Genomic DNA, 21,841 nt, shown 5'->3' with positions numbered 1-21,841 from the left:
CAACGCATTTATAGCGTACCGAACAAATTTCGCTTGTATTTCACCAACATTTGTGGTGCCCTTACAAATAAGCAGGCGGTTATTAAATTTGTTTACATTTGTAAAATGTCAATAAGCACTATGCCCGAAAAAGTACATCACGGACGAGCCGTAAAAAGAATACGCGAAATTTTGCGTGTAAAGCAAGATGCTTTGGCCTTTGATTTAGGAATGAGCCAGCAAAACATTTCAATACTGGAGACGAAGGAAACCCTTGATGCGGATACGCTCGACCGCATTGCCGCCGTGCTTAAAATACCGGTTGAAGCCATTACAAAATTTGACGAAGAGGTAGCAAAAAATACCTATTTCAATACGTTTAATGACAATAGCTCGGCCGCTGGTGCTGCTTTTGGAAATGATAATCAAAGTAATCAACAGTTGACATTTAACCCCATTGACAAGATCGTTGAACTCTACGAACGATTGCTGAAAGCCGAAAAAGAAAAAAGCGAGCTGGCAGAAAAATTACTTCATCAGGCGCAGCAAGCTACCAAAACAGAGAACGGCGGAAATTGATAAAGTTTGGTGATGCTTACAATAAGTCTTCGTAAAGGTGTCCTACATTTCAAAAATGTAGGACACCTTTACGAACACTGCGTGCTTAGAGCCCAACGCCCAAAGCAGACCGAAGCGAAGTTTTTTAAACCATATAAGGCATATAAGAGCAAATAAGAGCTTTACTCAAGATAATAATAACACTTAAACGACAATATATTTACTTAACCAGCTCGGACCTTCACCATTGACCATTCATTATTCACTAGTTGTATAGAAGTGATATAAGGACATTAAAGGGCGGCGCATTGACATTAAAATATAGTTTTCAATAGGCAATTTCTTATATTCCCTTATATGCCTTATATGGTTTAAAAACATTTTCCCAGCAAGCGTTCCGGAATATATTGCTAATTTAGAAGTCGAATGTGCAACCGCTATCTTGCCTGCCGCCACAATATATTTCTCTCCAAACTGTTTCTGCATGCATGTGCCAGGTGAGGTGCTTATTGTAAACCTTCAATTTGTAAATTATGAACGAAGTTTCAATCACCAGTCAATTTTACAAAGAGTTTGAGGCCGAAATTCCTGCAACCCGGAAATGTATTGAAAGGGTACCTGAAAATCTCTACGATTGGCAACCGCACGAAAAGTCTATGAAGTTTGGTTATCTTACTTTATTGGTTGCTGAAATTCCAAAATGGATTGCAATTATGATTACTAAAGGCGAAATCGATTTTCAAACTTTTTCACATCCACAGATAACTACAACAAAGGAAATGATTGCTTTTTTTGACGACAATATTCAGAAAGCAAAACAGGCTTTAAAAGGGCTGACTGTTGAACAATTATCCAAACCGTTCGTATTAAAAAACGGCAGCCAGATTATAATTAACTCGCCATTGATTGATAACCTAAGCTCTACCTTAAACCATTGGGTTCATCATCGCGGACAAATGACCGTTTATATGCGGCTGAATAACATCGCTGTGCCTTCTATATATGGTCCATCAGCTGATGAAAAGGTTTTTTGAGATGGGGCTCGGTGTTAAGGACGGAGCTGAGACGCTACGAACGTTATGAGACAAAGACTTGATCAACTATGAGGCGGATTTATATTTAGCTTTTGAATAAAGTTTGGTGAGCGAAAAGTGGCATATACGTAAGACAGTCCTGCTGTTTAAAAAAAGCGTCGATAGTAAACAGAGTGTTCACTATGAAAATAGCCAGATTCAACTTTAAAGTTTTTTTTGCTGCAACAATCATTTGTTGCATATTAACTTTTGTAACGTTGCTTGCAGCGGCAGCGAGAGATGAAGGGACAGGCGGAAATGGTCTGATAGTCGTAACTCTTGAAAAACTTTATTATATTTTTCGTTTTCCAACACATACGTTATTTTTCTGGCTTATGGATGGTTCTATGTTTCTAATTGGACTTCTCATAAATTGCCTGTTTTACGGATTTATTATAGAAAGAATTTTTTCATTGAGAAAGGAAGATGATGCAAATTGAGTAGTCAACCTAACGCAATTATGCAGTCTGCATGCTTATGGTAATTTAACCATAGGACATTCTTGTACCATACAATGCTTTTAAAGACATTTAAAGGAGCACGTCTAGTGCTTAAGCCAACTTAAATAAGCGGTGATTGAGGCTTCGACGGACGCTGAAGGCGTCTAAGCATTAGCATGGGGCAACGCCCTATGGACAAAGCAACAAATGTTCGTCAAGCCCTGAAAGGGTGCAAGCAAATTTCGAAACGACACTCTTATTCGCCATCGATGATAGGGATATTTTTTTTTGCTAAAATTTAGTAGCGAATATTTTCTGGATATGAATTGTGACATTACTTTCATGAGAACTAATTAATACAAACCTATTGGGGCTATATTTCGTTTTGCTTTCGCCCCTTCAGATACTTTATTGCATTTTGCGATTTACTCACGGGGCGTTGCCCTGTGCTTGTGCTTCAAAGCCTTCAGCCTTGTACGTAGGCTATTGTTATGAGCGACGCACTTTCTACCAACACATCCATTCATATAGCGAAGTAGTAACACGTGTGTCAACCCACATCTTATATCCCTTACATCTCTTATATGGTTCAAAAAAACAAGCGCTGAAGGGGCGCTGGCATTAGCACAGGGCAACGCCCTGTGTTTTAAAAACAAATGCAATAAAGCCCTGAAAGGGCGAAAGAAGGGAAAGAAATCAACCCAATAACCGTGCAGTGCCGAACTTCCTGGTTTAAATATCGTTGCACGCTTTATCATTTGTTACTATCTTAAAGCTATTTAAAACCATAAACATCTTACCAATGAAAAAAACGACTTTACTGGTGTTGATTGTTGCGGCATCGTTTCTTTCCGGTTTTGCCTTCAAGACGATCCTGACAGCACATCAAAATAATCAGCAAAAAACAAGAAAGGTAACCGGGATAGGGGGAATCTTTTTCAAGTGTAAAGATCCGAATAAAGTGAAGGAATGGTATAAGACATATCTTGGCTTAAATACCAATCAGTACGGAACTGTTTTTGAATGGTACCAGGGGGCAGACAGTACCAAAAAAGGGTTTACGCAATGGAGCCCTTTTGCAGAAAAGACAAAATATTTCGCACCCTCTACAAAAGAGTTTATGATAAATTATCGGGTCGAGAATCTGCAGTCCCTTGTTGAAGAATTGAAATTAAACCACATAACAATTGTAGATAGTATCGAAACCTATGATTATGGCAAGTTCGTCCACATCCTCGATCTTGAAGGGAATAAGCTGGAGTTATGGGAACCAAACGACGTTGCCTATGAAAAATTAGGCAAGCAGATTGGAAGCGAGACAACAAAATAATCGACTACTTAGGATTTTGATACTTAAGTTAACAATCAAAAATCTATTTTTTTAACACTGTTATGAAAGTTCAAATACAATGGTAATGCGGCGGAACCATACCATTGAAACAATTCCACGTCCAGCAGTTTTGCACGGATTGCCGGATCTGTTTGAAGTAGTTCCATCGCCTCAGCATCTGTCTGCACATTTAAAATAAAAATGCCTTCGTAGTTGTTGTTGTTTTTCTTCAATGGTCCTGCTACTATAAGCTTGCCAACATCTGCAAGACGGCCAATGTTACTTAAATGGCCGCGGAACAAGCTGTCTCTTTTTGCCTTATCCGCCAGGTCAGTTTTGCCGGTTTTCAAAATTACCAGTGTGTACATTTTCATTCCATACTTATCTGCGCCCAGCGAATCGGCGAGCATCTTGTTGTATTTGGGATTTTCTTTTTGAGCATTAGCAAATAGTACGAATACAAGTAGTCCGAAAGTTGTAAAGAATGTCTTCATGACCATTTGTTTAATTGACGTTTATATAGAAACAGTTCGATGATCCTTGTCAGTCAGGTGGATTATTTCTCGGAAAATTAGTTTTTTAAATGTATAATTTAAACCGGGTTGTTTGGGTTAAATCTTCCTTTAAAGGAGGCGGTCGAATGATTTTTGGCAGCTTGTTCTTACACGTCTAATAGTCAGTCTGATACAATAATTGAATTGCATTTTGGATGCCTGAACATCGGATTGATCAGGCAATTGATTGGCTTACTATGATTATTTATCGTAGTGCCCCAATAATGAGGCTAAATGTTAAAAAGACGATCTGGCACTATTACCTGCATGGTGTTTGTGGCATCATTGACATAAAACAGTTAATTATGGAAAAGCGCGCTAAACTAGAAGCCATGGATAAAATGCTTCGTGAATTGGATGATGTTAAAAATTCCCAGATATCACTGCTTAAAAAGATTACACAACTGGAAGCAGAAAATATAAATGTTGGGGTGAACTTATTGGATAAGGCATTACCTGATGTGCACGATCATGCAGATAACTCCGTTGACACAATAACCAGGTTAATTGAAGAGTTGCAGGATTACAGGAATGATTTTGCCAGAAAGAATAATCTTCTTGTAACGGAAGAACCAACTGAAGGTTAAATAAACGTCTGATGAAAAAAAATAAAGAGGCAGGATTTGCCTCTTTATTTTTTTAAAGATCTGGCTATGCTATGTCATTGGGCGTTCTGTCGCATAACAGCCATAATAGTTACACAGAGAAATTCAGGAGAAAGCACTGAGAGCACGGAGATTTTCTCTGTGTAACTCCGTGTCTTCTCCTGTATTTCTCTGTGTAACCCTTATCCTCCCTGGTTATTGTTGAGTTATTCGAGCAACAAAAAAATAAAAATATTTTGTCCCCATCCCAAAACTTAAATCGTCTTTAAACTGTAACAAAACATCAAAAAATGAACAAACTAAAAAACAAAGTTGCAGTCATTTACGGTAACAGATCCGTTGGTGGTTCAATTGCGAGAGCCTTTGGCGGCGAAGGGGCAAGGGTTTTTCTAATGGGCCGAACTCCGGAAAAACTTAAAACGATCACTGACAAAGTTTTCGGGGCCAACGCAAGGGCAAGCGGTGTAACTTTGGAACAGTTTAATGCCGGTATGATTGCCTGATAAAAAATGAAATGCGCTTTTGCAAGCATTCCAAAAAAGAAATTGCTATTAGTTGTTAACTATAAAATCGTTTAAAATGAAAGAATTTTTATTGGTCTACAGAGCCGATTATAAAACTATGCCTAAAGGCTCGCCTGAAGAAATGCAGGCTATAACACAACGGTGGATGAATTGGGTTGCTGGTATTGCAGCTCAGGGTAAACTGGCCGATCGCGGTAACCGGTTGATGAGTTCAGGACAGGTTTTAAAAAGTGATGGCCTGGTTTCTGATGGTCCTTATACTGAAATAAAGGAATCAATTTTAGGATATTCTCTCGTTAAAGCTACCTCTATGGATGAAGCAACCGCACTGGCAGATGGTTGCCCAATTCTTTCATTTGGCGGAAATGTTGAAATAAGAGAAATTAACGCACTGTAATTATAATCTAGGCCCTTGTAAATGTGCAAGGGCCTTTTTACGTTATGCAGCAGGATGAACTTATACCACATTTGTTTAGGAGGGAGTACAGTAAAATAATTGCTGTTCTATATCATTCCTATAAGCTAAAGAATCTTGAAATAGCTGAGGATATTGCAAGCGAAACTTTTTTGAAGGCGACGGAAGTTTGGGGAATTAAAGGCGTTCCTGACAATCCCACGGCCTGGCTTTATACAGTTGCAAAAAATAAAGTCAGGGACTATTTTAAACACAACGCTGTTTCTGAAAAGCAATTAAAAGAAGTTGCTAAACAAAATGGATTTGAAACAGAAAAAGATGTTGAGTTCAGCAATCAAAATATTGCAGATAGCCAATTGGCAATGATTTTTTCCGTTTGTGATCCGGATAATCCGGCCGAATCACAAGTCTGCCTGGCGCTTCAGATTCTTTGTGGATTTAGTGTAGAAGAAATTGCAAACGCTTTTTTGACAAACATTGAAACCATTAAAAAGCGTTTATACAGAGCCCGGATCAATCTTCGCAATGGGAACTTTAATATTGGTGCTTTATCCAAAACTCAAATTGAAGCCAGGTTGAATAGTGTTTTAAAAACAGTATACCTGCTGTTTAATGAAGGGTATTTTTCAAAAACTAATAATAGGATGATCAGGAAGGAACTGTGCTCAGAAGCGCTCAGGCTCGGAGCTATACTTACTGAAAATGTGTTAACAAATATGCCTTCAACAAATGCCCTGCTGGCGTTAATGTGTTTTCAAAGTTCACGTCTTAATGCAAGAACTAATGAAGAAGGAGAAGCAATTCTTTTTGAGGATCAGGATAGACGTTTGTGGGATGACGAATTAATTCAAAAAGGAAATCACTACTTAATAAATGCGTATTATGGCGACGAAGTATCAAAATATCACTTAGAAGCCACTATAGCTTACTGGCATACTACGCCTGCCAATAAAAACAAATGGCAACATATCTTACAACTATACAATCAGCTTATTCTTATTGAATATTCGCCTGTAACTGCATTGAACCGTGCGTTTGCATTCGCCCGGGTGTATGGAAGCGAAAAAGCTATCACGGAAGCTGAAAAATTAAAGCTGAATAACAACACTCAATACCTTTCTTTATTGGGTTATTTGTATTCAACTGTTGATGTGGGCAAGTCAATCAGCTACTATCAGCAGGCTATTGCATTAACAAAATCCCAAATGGAAATACACACGCTGACAAAGGAAATTAAGAAACTTACGAAAGAGAAAAGTCAACACTAGAAATGCGACAACGGCTATATTGAAACTGTTTTATAAGATCTGTTAAACGAATGAATATTATTATTATTGAAAGCCGGCCTTCCGATCAGCCCGATTTGAGAATGCTGTTTTTAAAAGAACGGCAAAAGACTTTTGCCTGGAAAGATGCAGCCTCGTTTCATCCGGATGATTTTGATAAAGAAACAGAAGGCGAGACTATTTTAGTGGCGCTTTGTGATAACCGGTTGGTTGGATTTATTTCAATCTGGTTGCCTGACAATTTTATTCATCATTTGTTTGTTGACAGTGCATATCAAAACCTTGGTATTGGAGGCAAATTATTGGAAAAGGCCATTGAGAAGACAGGGCTTCCCGTCAGCTTAAAGTGTTTGGAACTGAATACCAAAGCAGTAGCTTTTTATACAGGCAAAGGATTTACTGAAAAGGCAAAAGGTGGGGAGGGAGAAGAAAGTTATATTCTTTTTGAACTGGATCAGAAGGTATGAAAAAGTAGAAGGAGACTGGTTATTCGACCGATGTGCGTGCATCGCAAATGTATAGATACGTCACGTCGTGGCATCTTTGACCAAACTTGGGTTTTTGCCGACGTAAACGTGTCCTGCATTTTAAAAATGCAGGACACGTTTACGCCATGAAAATGTTTCTTTTTGACGGGCGAAATAAATTCTGCTTAAGTGCTTGCATTTTTCATCCACAACAAATAATTTAACAACAGAAATAATCCAGACTGGCAAATGCGATCCGTACCTGACCAGGTGAATCTCATCCCCAATGTATCCCGCTAGTGTTTCAATGTAAGATCGGTCTCGTATCTGTTTCGCGAACACAAATGCAGTTTCGGCATGTAGCGATAGGATAGTGAAATTAGTGTATAGGCTTGTTAGTAATAAATAAAGCGTTTTAACCTTCTTCATAAACTTTCAAGCAATAAAAATGGAAAAAATTGCAAAAGAGATTTACGACCAGATCAATAATGAAGTCTATAAATCACAAGGTGATATATGGTGGACACCTGATAATATTTTGTATCTGCTGAAGACATCTATAAATCCATGGCGGGTAGGTTATGCAGCCAGGGTTTTGGAAAAACTGAACATAGACGCCAAGAATAAAAAGGCGCTTGAGGTTGGCAGCGGTGGCGGAATTCTTGCTGAAGAAATCTGTAAGATGGGATTTTCTACTACCGGTATAGATCCTGCAGACGAATCGCTTGAAACAGCACGCAATCATGCAAGGGCAGAAGGCCTTTCTATCGTTTATGAAAAGGGTACAGGTGAGCAGATCCCGTATCCTGATCAGTCATTTGACTGTGTTTTCTGCTGTGATGTTCTGGAGCATGTACGCGACCTTCCAAAAGTTATCTCTGAAATTTCAAGAGTATTGAAATCAGGCGGTGTTTTCATCTATGATACACTTAATCGCACTTTCGTGAGCAAGTTGGTGGCAATTAAGATCTGGCAGGAATGGAAACGATGGGCATTTATGCCACCCAATCTTCACGTTTGGAAAATGTTTATTAAACCAGGGGAGATTAAAGAACTTTTGGCGAAAAACAATTTAGAATGGCAGGAGCATGGGGGATCTCAGCCAAATGTATCCATTCCCCAAATGCTTGGTTTTCTTAGAAAGCGTGCAAAAGGTGAATGGAATTTTGCAGAGCTTGGAAAACATTTCTGGCTTGTGGAAAGCAAGGATATGAATATACTTTATTGCGGATATGCAATAAAAAAGTAATGTACAGCGTGTGAAACTACGGCAATGCATGACCGTTGTTGGGATATCCAAGCATTAATTGAGGAAATCAATTGATACCGGGCCCGGCAACTTGCTTGCTGACGTAAAAGTGTCCTACATTTCGAAAATGTAGGACACTTTTACGTCGCGATTGTGATCTCACAATGAAAGATTCGGTATTTTTCACACGTGGATGAAATACGAGCTGCCACCAGGAATTTTCGTTTCTCCCGCAGCTATTTTGAATCCTGTATTTTTCTTTTTTAAAGACACTAAAACCCTGTCAGTAATGAATTATAGGGATGGATTAAATGAGCGTGGTTTTGCAACAGTTAGGAATATTTATTCCGCAGACGACATTGAGCGTATTCTGAATGTCATTGACTCTGCGGAAAAAAGTAAAGAAACCTTCAGGCGGTCAACCGAACTCTTTGCCATTCGACAATTTTTGAAGGAACTACCTGAAATCCTTGAAATCATTTTTAATAGCCGCTTACATGCAGTTCTTAAAAACTTTTTTAAAGGCAACTATTTTGTTGTTAAAAGCATATATTTCGATAAGCCGAAAACTTCAAATTGGTATGTTTCTTACCATCAGGACCTGACTATTTCCGTAGACAAAAAAAATGAAATGGCAGGCTTTGGACCATGGACAGTGAAGCAAAACCAATTTGCTGTTCAACCGCCACTGGAAATACTGCAACAAATTTTAACTATACGCATTCATCTGGATGAGACAAGTGGAGATAACGGCGCATTACGGGTTGTTCCCGGCTCTCACCTGAAAGGAATTTACAGACCCGAAGCAATTGACTGGAATATTGAAAAAGAGGTAGTTTGTGCTGTTCCTCAGGGCGGTATTATGCTGATGCGGCCATTGCTGTTGCATAGCTCAGGAAGAACAATCAACGACATGCCGCGACGTGTAATTCACATTGAATTTTCTGATCTGGAACTACCGGCAGGGTTAAGGTGGTCTGAAAAATTTGATCTGAGTTGTATACAAACAGATCGGGGCATTGATATTGCAGGAGTTAATTTCAGTTAAAACCGGGCAAGCTTGTTTTTCACGGAGTGTATTATTACCTTTCAAAAGAACCCGAAATTTTGACCTGAGTAAAATTTTAGTATGACGACTCAAGACAATTCCAATCTCACTCTTGATAGCTATACCGATCAACTTTTTTTCGGCGTGTTATCGCTAAATCCGCACCCTTCAATCGAGATGTTTGCGAGAAAATATGTTCCGGTTTTTTATAAGGAAACGGATCGTACGCGGACCGATCACCCCCAGGAATATAAAACACCGCCATCATTTATTACTGTTACGAATACATACATTTTTGAAAAGCATCCATTTTTTAACGGAAAGTTTAGCAGTGGGCAATTGGCCATCACCCAAAAGACTTATAGTGATCCTGAATGGCTGGACAATATTTCAGAAATCAGCCTTTGTTTTGAGTTTTCCGACGAGATCGCAGCGGCAGTGGCCTTTAAATTATTAGTAGAAACGTACTCGGAGTTTGATAGTTTAAAAAAGATAACCGTTGATGGCGGTATTGAAAAAGCTGAATTCACAGATGTAAATTCCAAAACGTATTATGGCCGCGTACAAATTATACTGGCGAAAAATTTTTTTGCTATAACAAACGTTCTACTGCCCGAAAGTGGTGAGACGCAACAGCTCATTGGCTATAAGATTCAATTAAAAATTGGCAACAATCTGTATTAGCTGCATGCAAATCGGATTTCTTCCAACGAAGTTTTAGTAAATCTTAATGCAGATAAAATTTCAGTATCATTTGTAACCTTTTCATTTCTCGCACACTCTATTAAAGAAGAACACTAAATCAAAAGAAATGGAAAGCATTAATTTAAATCAGGCCATCAGGCCTACGTTCAATCTCTTAAGGCTCACATATGGCCTGGTACCAATTGTGGCGGGTCTTGACAAGTTCACCAATTTAATAACCAATTGGGAACACTATCTTAGTCCGAAAATGGAGGGTATGCTTCCGCTTCAGCCTCATACATTTATGATGGTTGTTGGCGTAATTGAAATAATTGCCGGTGTTATTGTATTGCTAAAACCGGCTGTTGGTGCAATTATTGTTGCAGCATGGTTAACATTAATCGCCTTGACGCTAATATTCGGCGGTCATTATTTTGACGTTGCAGTTCGTGACCTTGTAATGGCAATAGGAGCGTTCTCGCTATCCCGGATTGCAAAAATTGTTGCATAACAAAAAAATATGAAAGACGTACCAGACCAGTATTCAGACCAGCAATTGATAAAGCTTATATTGAATGGCGAAGTGGCCTTGTTTGAGATCATCATCCGAAGAAATAACGCCATTCTTTACAAGACGGGTAGGAGCTATAACTATAGCCATGAAGATACACAGGACCTTATGCAGGAGACATTTATCGATGCCTACCGTAACCTCTCAAAATTTGCGGGTCATGCGGCATTCAAAACCTGGATTACCAGGATAATGCTGAACAACTGCTTTCACAAAAAGCATAAACTAAGCTTTAGCAATGAAACACCATCAGAGATCAGTGATAAATCAGTTCCAATGTATTCATCCAACCGAAACGCCGATACTGCCAATTCCGTTGTCAACAAGGAGCTGGGATTAATAGTGGAAAATGCATTAAAGCAACTCAGCCTGGATTACCGGATGGTGTTCTCTCTCCGTGAGATAAATGGCTTTAGTATTGAGGAAACGGCCGAAACGCTGAATATTAGCCAGGCCAATGTGAAAACCCGCCTTAATCGCGCTAAAAGTATGCTGAGAAAGGAGATTGAAAAGTACTATCAACCAGAAGAGATCTTTGAGTTTAATCGCGTTTACTGTGATGGGATGGTAAGCAGGGTGATGGATAAGATTAAAGATCTTCAATCCGGCTCCGCAATTTCAGAATAAATAAAAAAACGCTACCAAAACGGTAGCGTTTTTTTATTTTATATGTCCCTCAAAAAACAATAGCAACCAGCAATCGCGATTATTGCTGTCGGCAGGAAATTATCCCAAAATCTATGCAGATCAGCTTCTTTATGCAATTGTGTTTTTCCTTTTACTAATTCTATTGTACCATTTACTGGCACATGGCAAATCCACAATTAAAGTCAGTCATATTTGCAGGGCAATTCGGTTTAAAGAAAAGAAAACAACAAATTGGTGTTACTATCAACAAACTTTTACAGCCTTCAGTTGTTGAAAGACCGTCAGTAATTCCAATGCCAGGTACTTTCCCGTCCGGATGCACATTCGGCGCGGGCGGACCTTGTAAATCGTACTTAAAAACAGCTCATTAATTCTTCAGCGTCAAACCACATTGATAACATTATTAAAACTCAAAAACATGGCAACAATTAAAGTAAAAGACGGTACAGAGATCTATTACAAAGACTGGGGAACAGGTCAGCCGATCGTTTTCCATCATGGCTGGCCCTTGTCTGGCGATGATTGGGATGCGCAGATGATGTTCTTCCTTGATCATGGCTTCCGGGTGATTGCACACGATAGAAGGGGACATGGAAGGTCAACCCAAACTGCAAATGGTCATGATATGGATACTTATGCAGCTGATGTCGCTGAGCTTACAAAAGCGCTTGATCTAAAGGATGCAATACATGTTGGACATTCAACGGGCGGCGGAGAAGTGATCCGCTATGTGGCAAAACATGGTAAGGGCCGCGTGGCAAAAGCAGTTTTGATCAGCGCCGTAACGCCTGTCATGGCAAAAACGGAGAACAATCCGGATGGTATTCCTTTGTCAGTCTTTGATGAAATACGCCTGAATACCGCAACACAAAGACTGCAATATTTTCAGGATTTTACACTTCCTTTCTATGGCTATAACCGCGAAGGTGCAAAAGTGTCTCAAGGTGTAAGGGATAATTGGTGGAGACAAGGTATGATGGGTGCCATAAAAGCGCATTATGACTGTATTAAAGCTTTTTCAGAAACAGATTTTACAGAAGATTTGAAGAGTGTGGATGTTCCTGTTTTAGTAATGCACGGCGAAGATGATCAGATCGTTCCTTTCCAGCTTACCGGTGCAAAAGCCGTAAAACTTGTAAAGAACGGAAAATTGATTTCTTATCCTGGTTTTCCGCACGGTATGCCGACTACTGAAGCTGCGACTATTAACGCGGATCTTCTGGCATTTATACAATCATAGAACGTCGCGAAGAAATTTAGTCTGATGATATTTTGATAAAACTGCTATCGATTCCGGTAGCAGTTTTTTTGTTGCTGTATGCTGTAACGCTCAAGAATATTTATTGCCCGCTTAAAAATGAAGCAGCAATGAAAGATGCAAATTTCAAAGTAAATTGCAACAACCCGGATTGAGGATGAGATATTCTTCGTCAATCCATTACCGTTATTTACCTATGCTGGATTTAAAAACAAGCAACAACAATGAAAAAAATCAGAGGAGTTATTTTTGACCTCGACGGAACATTGGCTAATACGCTGCCGTTATGCATCCAGGCATTTCGACAATCGGTTGAACCACTTATACAGCGCGCACTTTCTGATACCGAGATCATAGCAACGTTTGGACCATCGGAAGAAGGCACAATAATGGCGCTGGCACCTGATCATTACGATAAAGGCGTTACGGATTACCTGCATTATTATGAGGATCTACACGATATGTGTCCGGTAGCTTTTGATGGCATCAAAGAATTGCTGGACGCTTTAAAAGATAACGGAGTGCGGATTGCCATGGTGACGGGAAAGGGCAAATACAGTACAGATATATCTTTAAGATACTTTGAATTGACGCATTACTTTGAGTTGCTTGAGACCGGTTCACCAAAAGGTGCAAGAAAGGCTGAGGGAATACAAGTCATCCTCGATGACTGGAACGGGGTGCCAAAGAATGAAGTGATCTATGTAGGCGATGCACCCAGTGATATCATCGCAAGCAGAAAGGCTGGTATACCGGTTATTGCGGCTGCATGGGCAGAAACAGCTGAACCGGAAAAACTGATAGAACTTGAGCCTGATGAAATATTTTATTCAGTTGAAGAATTTTCAACATGGATTCAACAGAAGATTTACTAGTGATATTCAAAAAATAGCAATACTATGGCAGACAATTGGACCGAAAGATGGAATGACAGGTTTAGTCAGAAGGAATATGCATACGGCATAGAACCCAATAATTATTTGAAAGAGCAACTGGAAAGACTTAGCGTTGGGCAGATTTTATTTCCTGCAGAAGGAGAGGGCCGTAATGCAGTATTCGCTGCAAAACTCGGCTGGGAAGTGTCAGCTTTTGATATAAGTGATGAAGGCAGGAATAAAGCACTGCTGTTGGCAGAAGCTAACGTTTCGATCGACTACAAAGTAGGTAAGCTGGAAACGTTGCCATACAATGATGGGCAATTTGATGCAATCGCATTGATCTATGCACATTTTCCTGCAGAGCTCAAGTCGACTTATCATAAGGCGCTCAACAAATATCTTCGCAAAGGCGGTACCGTAATTTTCGAAGCGTTCAGTAAAAAACATATCGAATATCAACAACAGAATGAAAAAATAGGAGGCCCTAAGGACCTGGCTTCGCTTTTTTCTCTTGAAGAGGTTAAAGCCGACTTTGCCAACTATAAATTCATCGAGCTGGAAGAAAAAGAAATTGAATTGAATGAAGGGTTATATCATAACGGTAAAGGATCTGTGATAAGATTTGTGGGGGTAAAAGAAGGTTGATAATCTCCGGTTGAAATAATCCCTTTTTAGGTAGAATTATTGTTACACGGAGGAAGCCAGGAGAAGACACAGAGTTACACAGAGTTTTTAAATTCTAAACAGCCCTCCGTGCATCTTTGTGCATACTCCGTGTAACTCTGTTTAATAATAAATCGCATTTATAAAACTCGTCTTTCTTTTGTGATCAATCTCTGACTCAGCATTTTTATAATCCTCCAATAGAGAAGCCCGCATGGAAATACGGGCTCAACCAATATCCTATGAAAACCAATGATAAAGTTTCCTTATCATTATCCTGCAAAATTATTCTCACTTGACGGAGAGGCCTTGTCGGAGCGTACATAATAATGCCCCTCTCGCGTTTTATTTGATGAGTGGTTTTTTGATCTGAATGCTATTGTTTATTTTAATATCAGTATTGCAGTTCATTGCTGTCAATCATCAAAGCATATGGTACTCATCATTAAAAAGATTAGTCTTCTTGCCTGTCTGCAATGCATCATTTTTTTTCTTACAGCCCAGGAAAATGTTATCTGGAAATTTAAAACATCTGCGCCATTGATAGGCTCACCTGTTGTTGATAATGACATTGTTTACTTTGGCGGTCTGGACAGTAATTTTTATGCAATTGATGCTGTTACAGGCGCAATAAAATGGAAGATCAAGACCAATGGGGACATCCGTTCAACACCATGCATCAACAATGGATCTGTATATTTTCTGGGTGGCGACGGCATACTGTATTGTGCTGATAAATCCGGAAATATAAAATGGAAATTTACGACCGGAGGAGAGAAGAAGTATGAACTCTATAGTTTTGCAGATTACTTTCAATCTTCGCCAGTTTATCACAACAACAATATTTACTTTGGCTCCGGCGATTCATGTATTTACGCTGTTAACGCGCAAACCGGAATGTTGGCATGGAAAGTAAAGACAGGTAACATCGTGCACACTCGGCCCTGCATTTATGCTGATAAGATTTTTATCGGTTCTTTCGACGGATGGTTCTATGCACTGAACGAAAAGGATGGAACGCTTAGCTGGAAATTCAAATCTGTCGGACAGCAATATTTCCCGATCGGCGAATTCAACGGACCGGCAACTGCGTTCAGCGGAAATATATTTGCAGGGGGGCGTGACTTTAATTTTTATGCACTTGATGCGGATAAGGGTTATTGCCGCTGGAACATGCGCTTTAAAAGAGGCTGGGCCATCACACCTCCGTTGATTGCAGATTCTGTTTTATACATAGGAACTTCAGATGACCATCTGTTTCTCGCTTTAAATCCGTTTAATGGTGACGTGTTATGGAAGTTTGACGCAAAGTACAACATCTTCGGTGGAGCTGTAGTAAAGGATACTGTCATCTATTTCGGTACCATGATGGGGCATCTCTATGGTCTCGGCAAGAACGGTGGGAAGTTGCTTTACGATTTTACCACAGACGGCTACAACGCCCACCGTTCCATCTATTTTAAAACAGATGACACCTATCGTGATGATATTTTTAATGGAATTATAAAAAGGAATGAAGATTTTCTCGATCTCTATATTGCCATGGGCGGCATTATTTCCCAACCTGCATTGTACAAAGATTTTCTCATCACCACCAGCATGGACGGCACCATCTACTGCCTGAAAATCTAAGTCTCTCTGTATTCCCCTCTTACGGTCTTACTATCTTACGGTCTTCTATTGTGTTTCCAGTGGCTTATCATTTGTCCCCGTACCAGGTTCAAGCTTGTTCATTATCTTCTTAAATGGATTCAGTATGTCCTCAAACTTGAAAGCAGGTTTCACTTCTTCAGGTTGTGAAAGTTCAATTTCTTCTGTTTCAGCTTCTGTTTCTGACTGAACATGCGCATTCAACTTAAAAGCGATATGCTTAATTTTTTCCATGGTTTCAGCGTCGGGTTCATCAACGCGGATATTACCGGAAATGTATTCGAAAGTTATTTCGCAAACCTCCATTTCGCCGCATTTTCTGTGGAGAAACACTGCAGCTCCCGGATTATCATACCGGAATATTTCGCCGTCCTCCAGCTTTACTTCAGTAGCATTGTCCAACCTCATGTCAGGATCATTTTTCACAAACGTCATCCAGTCATCCAAAGGGATGTCTTTGTCAGATTCCGGGTCAAACCACTGTTTTTTTCTTGTAATGTAAACTTCACGTCCCATAGTCGCTCAATATCTTTCTTTACGAATAATAGCTTTATAAACTCTAAGATATAAAAAAGATGGAAAGTGCAAAATCCATCCGGGATAAAGGCTTCGATCTTTCCATACAATACCATTTTTATCCCGATCTCAACATACTTCCAGGTGTGGGAGTTTAGGGGCATTCATACTTCAACATCCTATTGGCGCAAGAGTCACAAGCCAGATTTATTTTTTTTCAGTTCAAAAAAATTTGTTCATTAAAAAATATTTAAAATATATTTGTCTATAGAAATGGTAGGAATTTAATTTTCTCCCGGTTTTAATCTCATCCAAAACTTAAATATGAACCACTTGAAATCAATTGACACTGACACTGACACTGCAAGGCTGTTTGTGCCTTCAGGTAAAGCAATCTCCACAACGGTCTTATGCTGTTGTATGTGTTGTTAAACTGTCGATAGATAAAATCTTTTTCCCGGTTCGCTGAAATGTACTTATCACTGAATGGCATATAACTGATCACTATTAACCTTCACGATAACTGAGTAGCTAATCCGCAGACGATTATCTGTTACGGGAAAAATATATTATATAAGCACTTATATATTTTTTTCAACAATACTCACACTTTGAAAAGTGTTGAGGTGTAATGCTTTTGTATTAAATGCCGCATAAACCTGCAAACATCAATTTAATTTAACCACTCATGAAATCTAAAATCTGGCTTTCCTTGTTTTGCCTGTTGTTTTTACAGGCATTCCTGCATGCCCAGGAAACAACAACAACCTCCGTTCAGGAAGGCGTGATAACTGATAGTAAAAATCACGAACCACTTGAGGGCGTAACTATCCGCATTAAGGGCACAACAGTACAAACAACCACAAATTCAAAGGGACAATTTGTGTTAAGGACAAATCAATCTTTTCCTTTCAAACTGCAGTTTAGCCATGTAGGATTCGGCCCTACAGAAATTACAGCAAATGGCTCAGCATTAAATATTGACTTAACTGCATCCGAGCAAAACCTTACAGATGTAGTGGTAGTAGCTTACGGTACGCAGAAAAAGATCACGCTCACCAATTCAGTGGCGCAGGTTGGCGGCGCAGAGCTTGCAAAGCGGCCGGTATCAAACGTACAGCAATCGTTGCAAGGCCAGTTGCCGGGCGTTACAGTGCTTGATCTCGGAGGCGCTCCTGGAAAATCATCAACCACCATTCGTGTTCGTGGTATAACCACATTTAACACAAACAGCAGCAGTACCAGCGGATTCGACCTGAGTAAGAATGATGCGTTGGTGATAGTAGATGGTTCCGAACAACGCATGGAGGATCTTAACCCAAACGATATTGAAACAATCACCGTATTAAAAGATGCTGCATCAACCGCCATCTATGGTTCACGCGCTACTAACGGTGTGGTACTTGTTACTACAAAAGCGGCAAGAAAAGGAGCTGCGCAGATAAGCTATGATGGTTATTATGCGTTGCAACGGGCCATCAATAAACCTGTACAAATGGGCATTGAGGATTACATGAAGGAACAGCAAGTTGCTTATGGGAATGCAGGTCTTCCCATTCCTGCAAAATTTACAGACTCCAGCATTGCTGTATGGGTAAATGCAACCGATCGCTATAAATATCCGCTGCCCAACACATGGTTTGAAACCATGTTAAGAACAGCTCCGCAAACAAACCAATCCGTTGCGATCAGTGGAGGCGGTGATAACCTTCGTTCAAGATTAAGTCTTCGCTACCAGGATCAGCAGGGCATTATTAAAAACTATGGTAATAAAATTGCGGAGATCAGGCTGAATACAGATTACACCGCATCAAAAACACTTACGTTTAATGCAAATATTGACTACCGGTATAACTACACAGAGGTGCCCACCGTTGATCCGATCAATAACTTTTTCCACGGTTCTATGTGGGCCGTTCCAAAATATCCGAACGGTACATATGGTTTAAGCACGCAGGGTAACAACCCCATGATGTTTGATGAAATTGGCGGACTTACCAAAACGCGCAATGATTATTTTACAGGTGCAGTACAAGGCAATTGGGAAATAATCAAAGGCCTTTCGTTCTCATCCTTCCTTTCTGCACGTGCTTACTTTACACAAGGCAAGGCCTTCGCAAATTCTTATACCAATAAAGACTCTATTACAGGAATTGTAAAGACAATGCCCAACAATACATTAACGGAAACACGTAATAATCTTCGTGAATACACATGGAATAATTTGCTGACTTATCAGAAATCATTTGGCAAACATCATGGAAAAGTACTCGCCGGTTATTCACAGATTGATAACGTGCAAACGTTTCTTACAGCTTACAGGGAGAGATTTTACAATAATGATATTCAGTCTATCGGACAGGGTGCTAACGACGCAACGAAAAGCAACAGTGGTAACGACGCTCAGTATGCATTACGTTCCTGGTTCGGCAGGCTGAACTATGATTACGCCGGAAAATACCTGTTAGAAGTAAATGGTCGTTATGATGGGTCGTCCAAATTTACGGGCGATAAACAATATGGCTTCTTCCCATCATTTTCTGCAGGTTGGGTATTATCAGAAGAAAATTTCTGGGACCAGATTAAACCTGTTGTGCAGGATTTAAAACTGAGAGGTTCATACGGAAAAACTGGTAACCAGTCAGTGGACCTGTATAGCTATTATGCGTCGCTATCCCTTGCAGGCTACGACTTCGGCGGCCAGGCTGTGAATGGTTACAGGCAAACAACACTGGCCAACAAGAACCTGGGCTGGGAGTCTACCACACAATTGGATATCGGTGTGGATGCGGCAGCATTTGACAAAAGATTGAACCTGACGGTGGACTATTATCGCAAAGTGACCAACGATATTTTGCTTAACCTGAACATCCCGGCAACTGTGGGCCTGATTGCTCCATACCAAAATGCAGGTTCTGTTGAAAACAAGGGATGGGAGTTCAGTGCCAACTATAACGGTGGCGGCAGGGGCAGTGACTTCAGGTATTCTGTAGGTGCTAACCTGAGCATAAACGAGAACAAAGTACTTGATTTAAAAGGCACGGGACCATACATCACCGGTTCTGATATTGATCCCAGGTACATTATTGCTAAAGGCTTACCCATAAATACATTGTGGGGATATCAGACAGACGGCCTGTTTCAATCGCAGGATGAAATCACCAAGTACAAGGCCACCTATGCTGCTAACACAAAGCCGGGTGACGTTAAGTATGTAGATCGTAACAATGATGGCAAGATTGACGCTAATGATATGACCGTTATTGGTAATTCATTTCCTAAATACGTTTATGCATTCAACGGTAATTTTTCTTACAAGAATTTTGAGTTAAGCATTCTGTTCCAGGGTGCGGCAAAAGTTGATACCCGCCTTTCAGGTGCGCTGGCCGAAATGGGTAACCAGGAAGGATTTACAGATGAGATCTATGCCAATAATTATTGGACTTCCCAGAATACCAACGCACGTTTTCCACGTCCCGTGAAATATGATCTGAGAAATGTGGCTACTTCAGACAGACTCGTTTACAGAGGTGATTACCTGCGTCTGAAAAACATACAACTGGCTTACAATATTCCGGCATCAGTGCTCAGAAATATTCATGTACAAAGATTACGTTTTTATGTTTCCGCAACCAATGTGTTTACCATTTCCAAACTGAATGAATGGCACCTTGATCCTGAAACACCTTCAGGAAGAGCGGTTTACTATCCGCAAACAGGTTTATACACATTTGGCGTTAACCTTCAATTTTAATGGAAAGCAGTAGCTGAAACTTTGAATTATATGAAAAATAACTATAAAAAATATTTGGTCTTATTGCTGTCAGTGGGATTATTCTCCTGCTCAAAAGACCTGCTCGATACCGTTCCCAACGACAGGCTTTCAGAAAACGTTTTCTGGAAGACACAATCTGATGCCGAAGTGGCCGTAAATTCCTTGTATCGCGATCTTGATGGTACCAACATTTTTGCATGGGATGCGTTTACAGATCTTGCGCATGTTAACCAGCCTTTTGCCGTAGATGCATTTATAGAGCTTGGTACATACGATGCAACAAGTTCCAAAATTTATAGTGAGTGGAGCAACGCATACACTGGTATTGCTGCGGCGAATTATTTCCTGGATAATGTTGGCAAGATCACCACAGTCACTGATAGCACAACCTTTAAACGCTACAAAGCAGAGGCGAGGTTTCTGCGGGCTTACCAGTATGTAAAATTAGCCAGCCTGTATGGGGATGTGCCCCTGGTTACTTCCAGTTTGTCCATCGACGATGCAAGGCAGTTGAAAAGAGAGCCGGTTGCAACAATCTATGACTTTATTGACGCAGAATTGTCAGACATAGTCAATACACTGCCGTTATCTTATTCAGGAAATAATGTCGGACGCATTACACGCGGTGCAGCATTGGCACTGAAAGCAAGAGCAGATCTGTATGCCGGCCGCTATGAGGCTGCTGCAACTACTGCAAAAGCGGTAATTGACTTAAATGTGTACAAGCTTTATCCCACTTATGGCAAACTGTTTTCTTATGCTGCGGAAAACAATAGCGAGGTGATTCTTGATAAGCAGTTTATTACTTCAACGTATTCAAACGGCGTATTTAATTTGCTGGCACCGTACAGTCAGAAGAGCAGTCAAAGCACGTATGTGCCCACAAAAGCAGCGGTTGACCAGTATCAAACAGCACAGGGTGTAAATATTACAGATCCTTCCAGCGGTTATGATCCGGATAATCCCTATGCAAACAGGGATCCGAGACTTGGTTTTTCCGTTTTTCTTGATGGAGATACATTGCCTGACGGGTCTATATTTCATCCTGCCCCAAACAGTGGTACACCGGATGCAGTGGGTAACACCTACATAGCGTCAACAACAGGTTTTAATATTAAAAAATATGTCAATAAAGAGGATTACGCAAATCCTTCTAACAATGGTATTAACATTATCCTGTTGCGTTATGCTGAAGTGCTGCTCACTTATGCAGAAGCCAAAATTGAGGCAAATACGATAGATCAATCGGTATATGATGCCATTAATGCTGTTCGAAATACAAGATCTGATGTTATATTGCCATCTGTTTCAAACAATTTGACGAGGGATCAGCTTCGTGCAGCGGTGCGACAGGAACGTACAATTGAGCTGGCTTTCGAAGGGCTGCATCTGCAGGATATCCGAAGGTGGAAAACAGCGGCAACAGTGGTTCCCGGACCTGTTTACGGAATAACCTATAAAGACAACAGCGGCGCTACAAAAGTCGTGCAGGTTGCGGTTAACAGGTTGTTCGATGCATCCAAGCATTATCTCTGGCCTGTTCCGCAAACAGAAAGAGACCAGAACGGGAATTTGACGCAGAATGCGGGATGGTGAGGGGAAAGTTAGGTGTAAGATGTACGATGTATGATGTACGATGTACGATGTGGAAAGTACGAATTACGAAGTAC

Annotated in this window: 22 protein-coding genes; 20 read left to right on the top strand and 2 right to left on the bottom strand. The window is 40.2% G+C overall.

Annotated features, from left to right (window positions below):
- Positions 1 to 120 precede the first annotated feature (120 nt).
- The 4 genes from QTN47_RS06355 (at position 121) to QTN47_RS06340 (ending at position 3,380) form a co-directional block, all read left to right on the top strand.
- Positions 121 to 558: a helix-turn-helix domain-containing protein gene (locus QTN47_RS06355; RefSeq protein WP_369328502.1), complete on the top strand. Its 438-nt coding sequence runs from the start codon at positions 121 to 123 to the stop codon at positions 556 to 558.
- A gap of 512 nt (positions 559 to 1,070) precedes the next feature.
- Complete coding sequence (locus tag QTN47_RS06350) at positions 1,071 to 1,571, top strand: DinB family protein (RefSeq protein ID WP_369328501.1); 501 nt, start codon at positions 1,071 to 1,073, stop codon at positions 1,569 to 1,571.
- A 182-nt stretch (positions 1,572 to 1,753) separates the two neighbouring features.
- Entirely contained in the window at positions 1,754 to 2,050 is a 297-nt protein-coding gene (locus QTN47_RS06345; protein ID WP_369328500.1) for a hypothetical protein, read from the top strand.
- 802 nt (positions 2,051 to 2,852) lie between these two features.
- On the top strand, positions 2,853 to 3,380 hold the full coding sequence (locus QTN47_RS06340) for a VOC family protein (protein ID WP_369328499.1): 528 nt from the start codon (positions 2,853 to 2,855) through the stop codon (positions 3,378 to 3,380).
- A gap of 35 nt (positions 3,381 to 3,415) precedes the next feature.
- On the opposite strand, the gene QTN47_RS06335 is transcribed toward QTN47_RS06340, so the two are convergent.
- Positions 3,416 to 3,874: a YciI family protein gene (locus QTN47_RS06335; protein ID WP_369328498.1), complete on the bottom strand. Its 459-nt coding sequence runs from the start codon at positions 3,872 to 3,874 to the stop codon at positions 3,416 to 3,418.
- A 365-nt stretch (positions 3,875 to 4,239) separates the two neighbouring features.
- Here QTN47_RS06335 and QTN47_RS06330 point away from each other — a divergent pair, with 365 nt between their 5' ends.
- The 14 genes from QTN47_RS06330 to QTN47_RS06265 all read left to right on the top strand — a co-directional run bounded on the left by QTN47_RS06330 (position 4,240) and on the right by QTN47_RS06265 (position 15,862).
- Positions 4,240 to 4,521, top strand: coding sequence for a hypothetical protein (locus QTN47_RS06330; RefSeq protein WP_369328497.1), 282 nt, complete (start codon positions 4,240 to 4,242; stop codon positions 4,519 to 4,521).
- Positions 4,522 to 4,829: 308 nt separating this feature from the next.
- Positions 4,830 to 5,042 carry an SDR family NAD(P)-dependent oxidoreductase gene (locus tag QTN47_RS06325; RefSeq protein ID WP_369328496.1) on the top strand — a complete coding sequence of 71 codons (213 nt, stop codon included), beginning with the start codon at positions 4,830 to 4,832 and terminating at the stop codon, positions 5,040 to 5,042.
- 76 nt (positions 5,043 to 5,118) lie between these two features.
- Positions 5,119 to 5,460 carry a YciI family protein gene (locus QTN47_RS06320; protein ID WP_369328495.1) on the top strand — a complete coding sequence of 114 codons (342 nt, stop codon included), beginning with the start codon at positions 5,119 to 5,121 and terminating at the stop codon, positions 5,458 to 5,460.
- 44 nt (positions 5,461 to 5,504) lie between these two features.
- Positions 5,505 to 6,746 carry an RNA polymerase sigma factor gene (locus tag QTN47_RS06315; protein ID WP_369328494.1) on the top strand — a complete coding sequence of 414 codons (1,242 nt, stop codon included), beginning with the start codon at positions 5,505 to 5,507 and terminating at the stop codon, positions 6,744 to 6,746.
- A gap of 50 nt (positions 6,747 to 6,796) precedes the next feature.
- On the top strand, positions 6,797 to 7,231 hold the full coding sequence (locus tag QTN47_RS06310) for a GNAT family N-acetyltransferase (RefSeq protein ID WP_369328493.1): 435 nt from the start codon (positions 6,797 to 6,799) through the stop codon (positions 7,229 to 7,231).
- A 448-nt stretch (positions 7,232 to 7,679) separates the two neighbouring features.
- On the top strand, positions 7,680 to 8,480 hold the full coding sequence (gene ubiG / locus QTN47_RS06305; RefSeq protein WP_369328492.1) for a bifunctional 2-polyprenyl-6-hydroxyphenol methylase/3-demethylubiquinol 3-O-methyltransferase UbiG: 801 nt from the start codon (positions 7,680 to 7,682) through the stop codon (positions 8,478 to 8,480).
- A gap of 193 nt (positions 8,481 to 8,673) precedes the next feature.
- Entirely contained in the window at positions 8,674 to 9,528 is an 855-nt protein-coding gene (locus QTN47_RS06300) for a phytanoyl-CoA dioxygenase family protein (RefSeq protein WP_369328491.1), read from the top strand.
- A gap of 81 nt (positions 9,529 to 9,609) precedes the next feature.
- A complete protein-coding gene (locus QTN47_RS06295; protein ID WP_369328490.1) occupies positions 9,610 to 10,212 on the top strand; it encodes a hypothetical protein in 603 nt (200 codons plus the stop codon).
- A 127-nt stretch (positions 10,213 to 10,339) separates the two neighbouring features.
- On the top strand, positions 10,340 to 10,723 hold the full coding sequence (locus QTN47_RS06290) for a hypothetical protein (RefSeq protein ID WP_369328489.1): 384 nt from the start codon (positions 10,340 to 10,342) through the stop codon (positions 10,721 to 10,723).
- Between the two features lie 9 nt (positions 10,724 to 10,732).
- Positions 10,733 to 11,410, top strand: coding sequence for a sigma-70 family RNA polymerase sigma factor (locus QTN47_RS06285; protein WP_369328488.1), 678 nt, complete (start codon positions 10,733 to 10,735; stop codon positions 11,408 to 11,410).
- A 439-nt stretch (positions 11,411 to 11,849) separates the two neighbouring features.
- Positions 11,850 to 12,671, top strand: a complete 822-nt coding sequence (locus QTN47_RS06280; protein WP_369328487.1) for an alpha/beta fold hydrolase — start codon at positions 11,850 to 11,852, stop codon at positions 12,669 to 12,671.
- Positions 12,672 to 12,913: 242 nt separating this feature from the next.
- The gene (locus QTN47_RS06275) at positions 12,914 to 13,564 is read left to right on the top strand and encodes an HAD family hydrolase (RefSeq protein WP_369328486.1); all 651 of its coding nucleotides are present in this window, start codon (positions 12,914 to 12,916) and stop codon (positions 13,562 to 13,564) included.
- 24 nt (positions 13,565 to 13,588) lie between these two features.
- On the top strand, positions 13,589 to 14,212 hold the full coding sequence (locus tag QTN47_RS06270) for a class I SAM-dependent methyltransferase (RefSeq protein WP_369328485.1): 624 nt from the start codon (positions 13,589 to 13,591) through the stop codon (positions 14,210 to 14,212).
- A gap of 450 nt (positions 14,213 to 14,662) precedes the next feature.
- On the top strand, positions 14,663 to 15,862 hold the full coding sequence (locus QTN47_RS06265; protein WP_369328484.1) for an outer membrane protein assembly factor BamB family protein: 1,200 nt from the start codon (positions 14,663 to 14,665) through the stop codon (positions 15,860 to 15,862).
- Between the two features lie 45 nt (positions 15,863 to 15,907).
- Here the strand turns inward: QTN47_RS06265 and QTN47_RS06260 are convergent, their stop codons facing one another.
- A complete protein-coding gene (locus tag QTN47_RS06260) occupies positions 15,908 to 16,396 on the bottom strand; it encodes a hypothetical protein (protein ID WP_369328483.1) in 489 nt (162 codons plus the stop codon).
- A 688-nt stretch (positions 16,397 to 17,084) separates the two neighbouring features.
- On the opposite strand from QTN47_RS06260, the gene QTN47_RS06255 reads away from it, so the two are divergent.
- Positions 17,085 to 20,150 (top strand): SusC/RagA family TonB-linked outer membrane protein, encoded by a 3,066-nt coding sequence (locus QTN47_RS06255; protein ID WP_369328482.1) that lies wholly within the window; start codon positions 17,085 to 17,087, stop codon positions 20,148 to 20,150.
- Between the two features lie 30 nt (positions 20,151 to 20,180).
- Positions 20,181 to 21,767, top strand: a complete 1,587-nt coding sequence (locus QTN47_RS06250; protein WP_369328481.1) for a RagB/SusD family nutrient uptake outer membrane protein — start codon at positions 20,181 to 20,183, stop codon at positions 21,765 to 21,767.
- The last annotated feature ends 74 nt before the right edge of the window (positions 21,768 to 21,841 follow it).

The sequence above is a fragment of the Danxiaibacter flavus genome (assembly GCF_041060425.1).
GTDB classification, from domain to species: domain Bacteria; phylum Bacteroidota; class Bacteroidia; order Chitinophagales; family Chitinophagaceae; genus Danxiaibacter; species Danxiaibacter flavus.
This window is presented reverse-complemented; position numbering and strand designations above follow the sequence as displayed.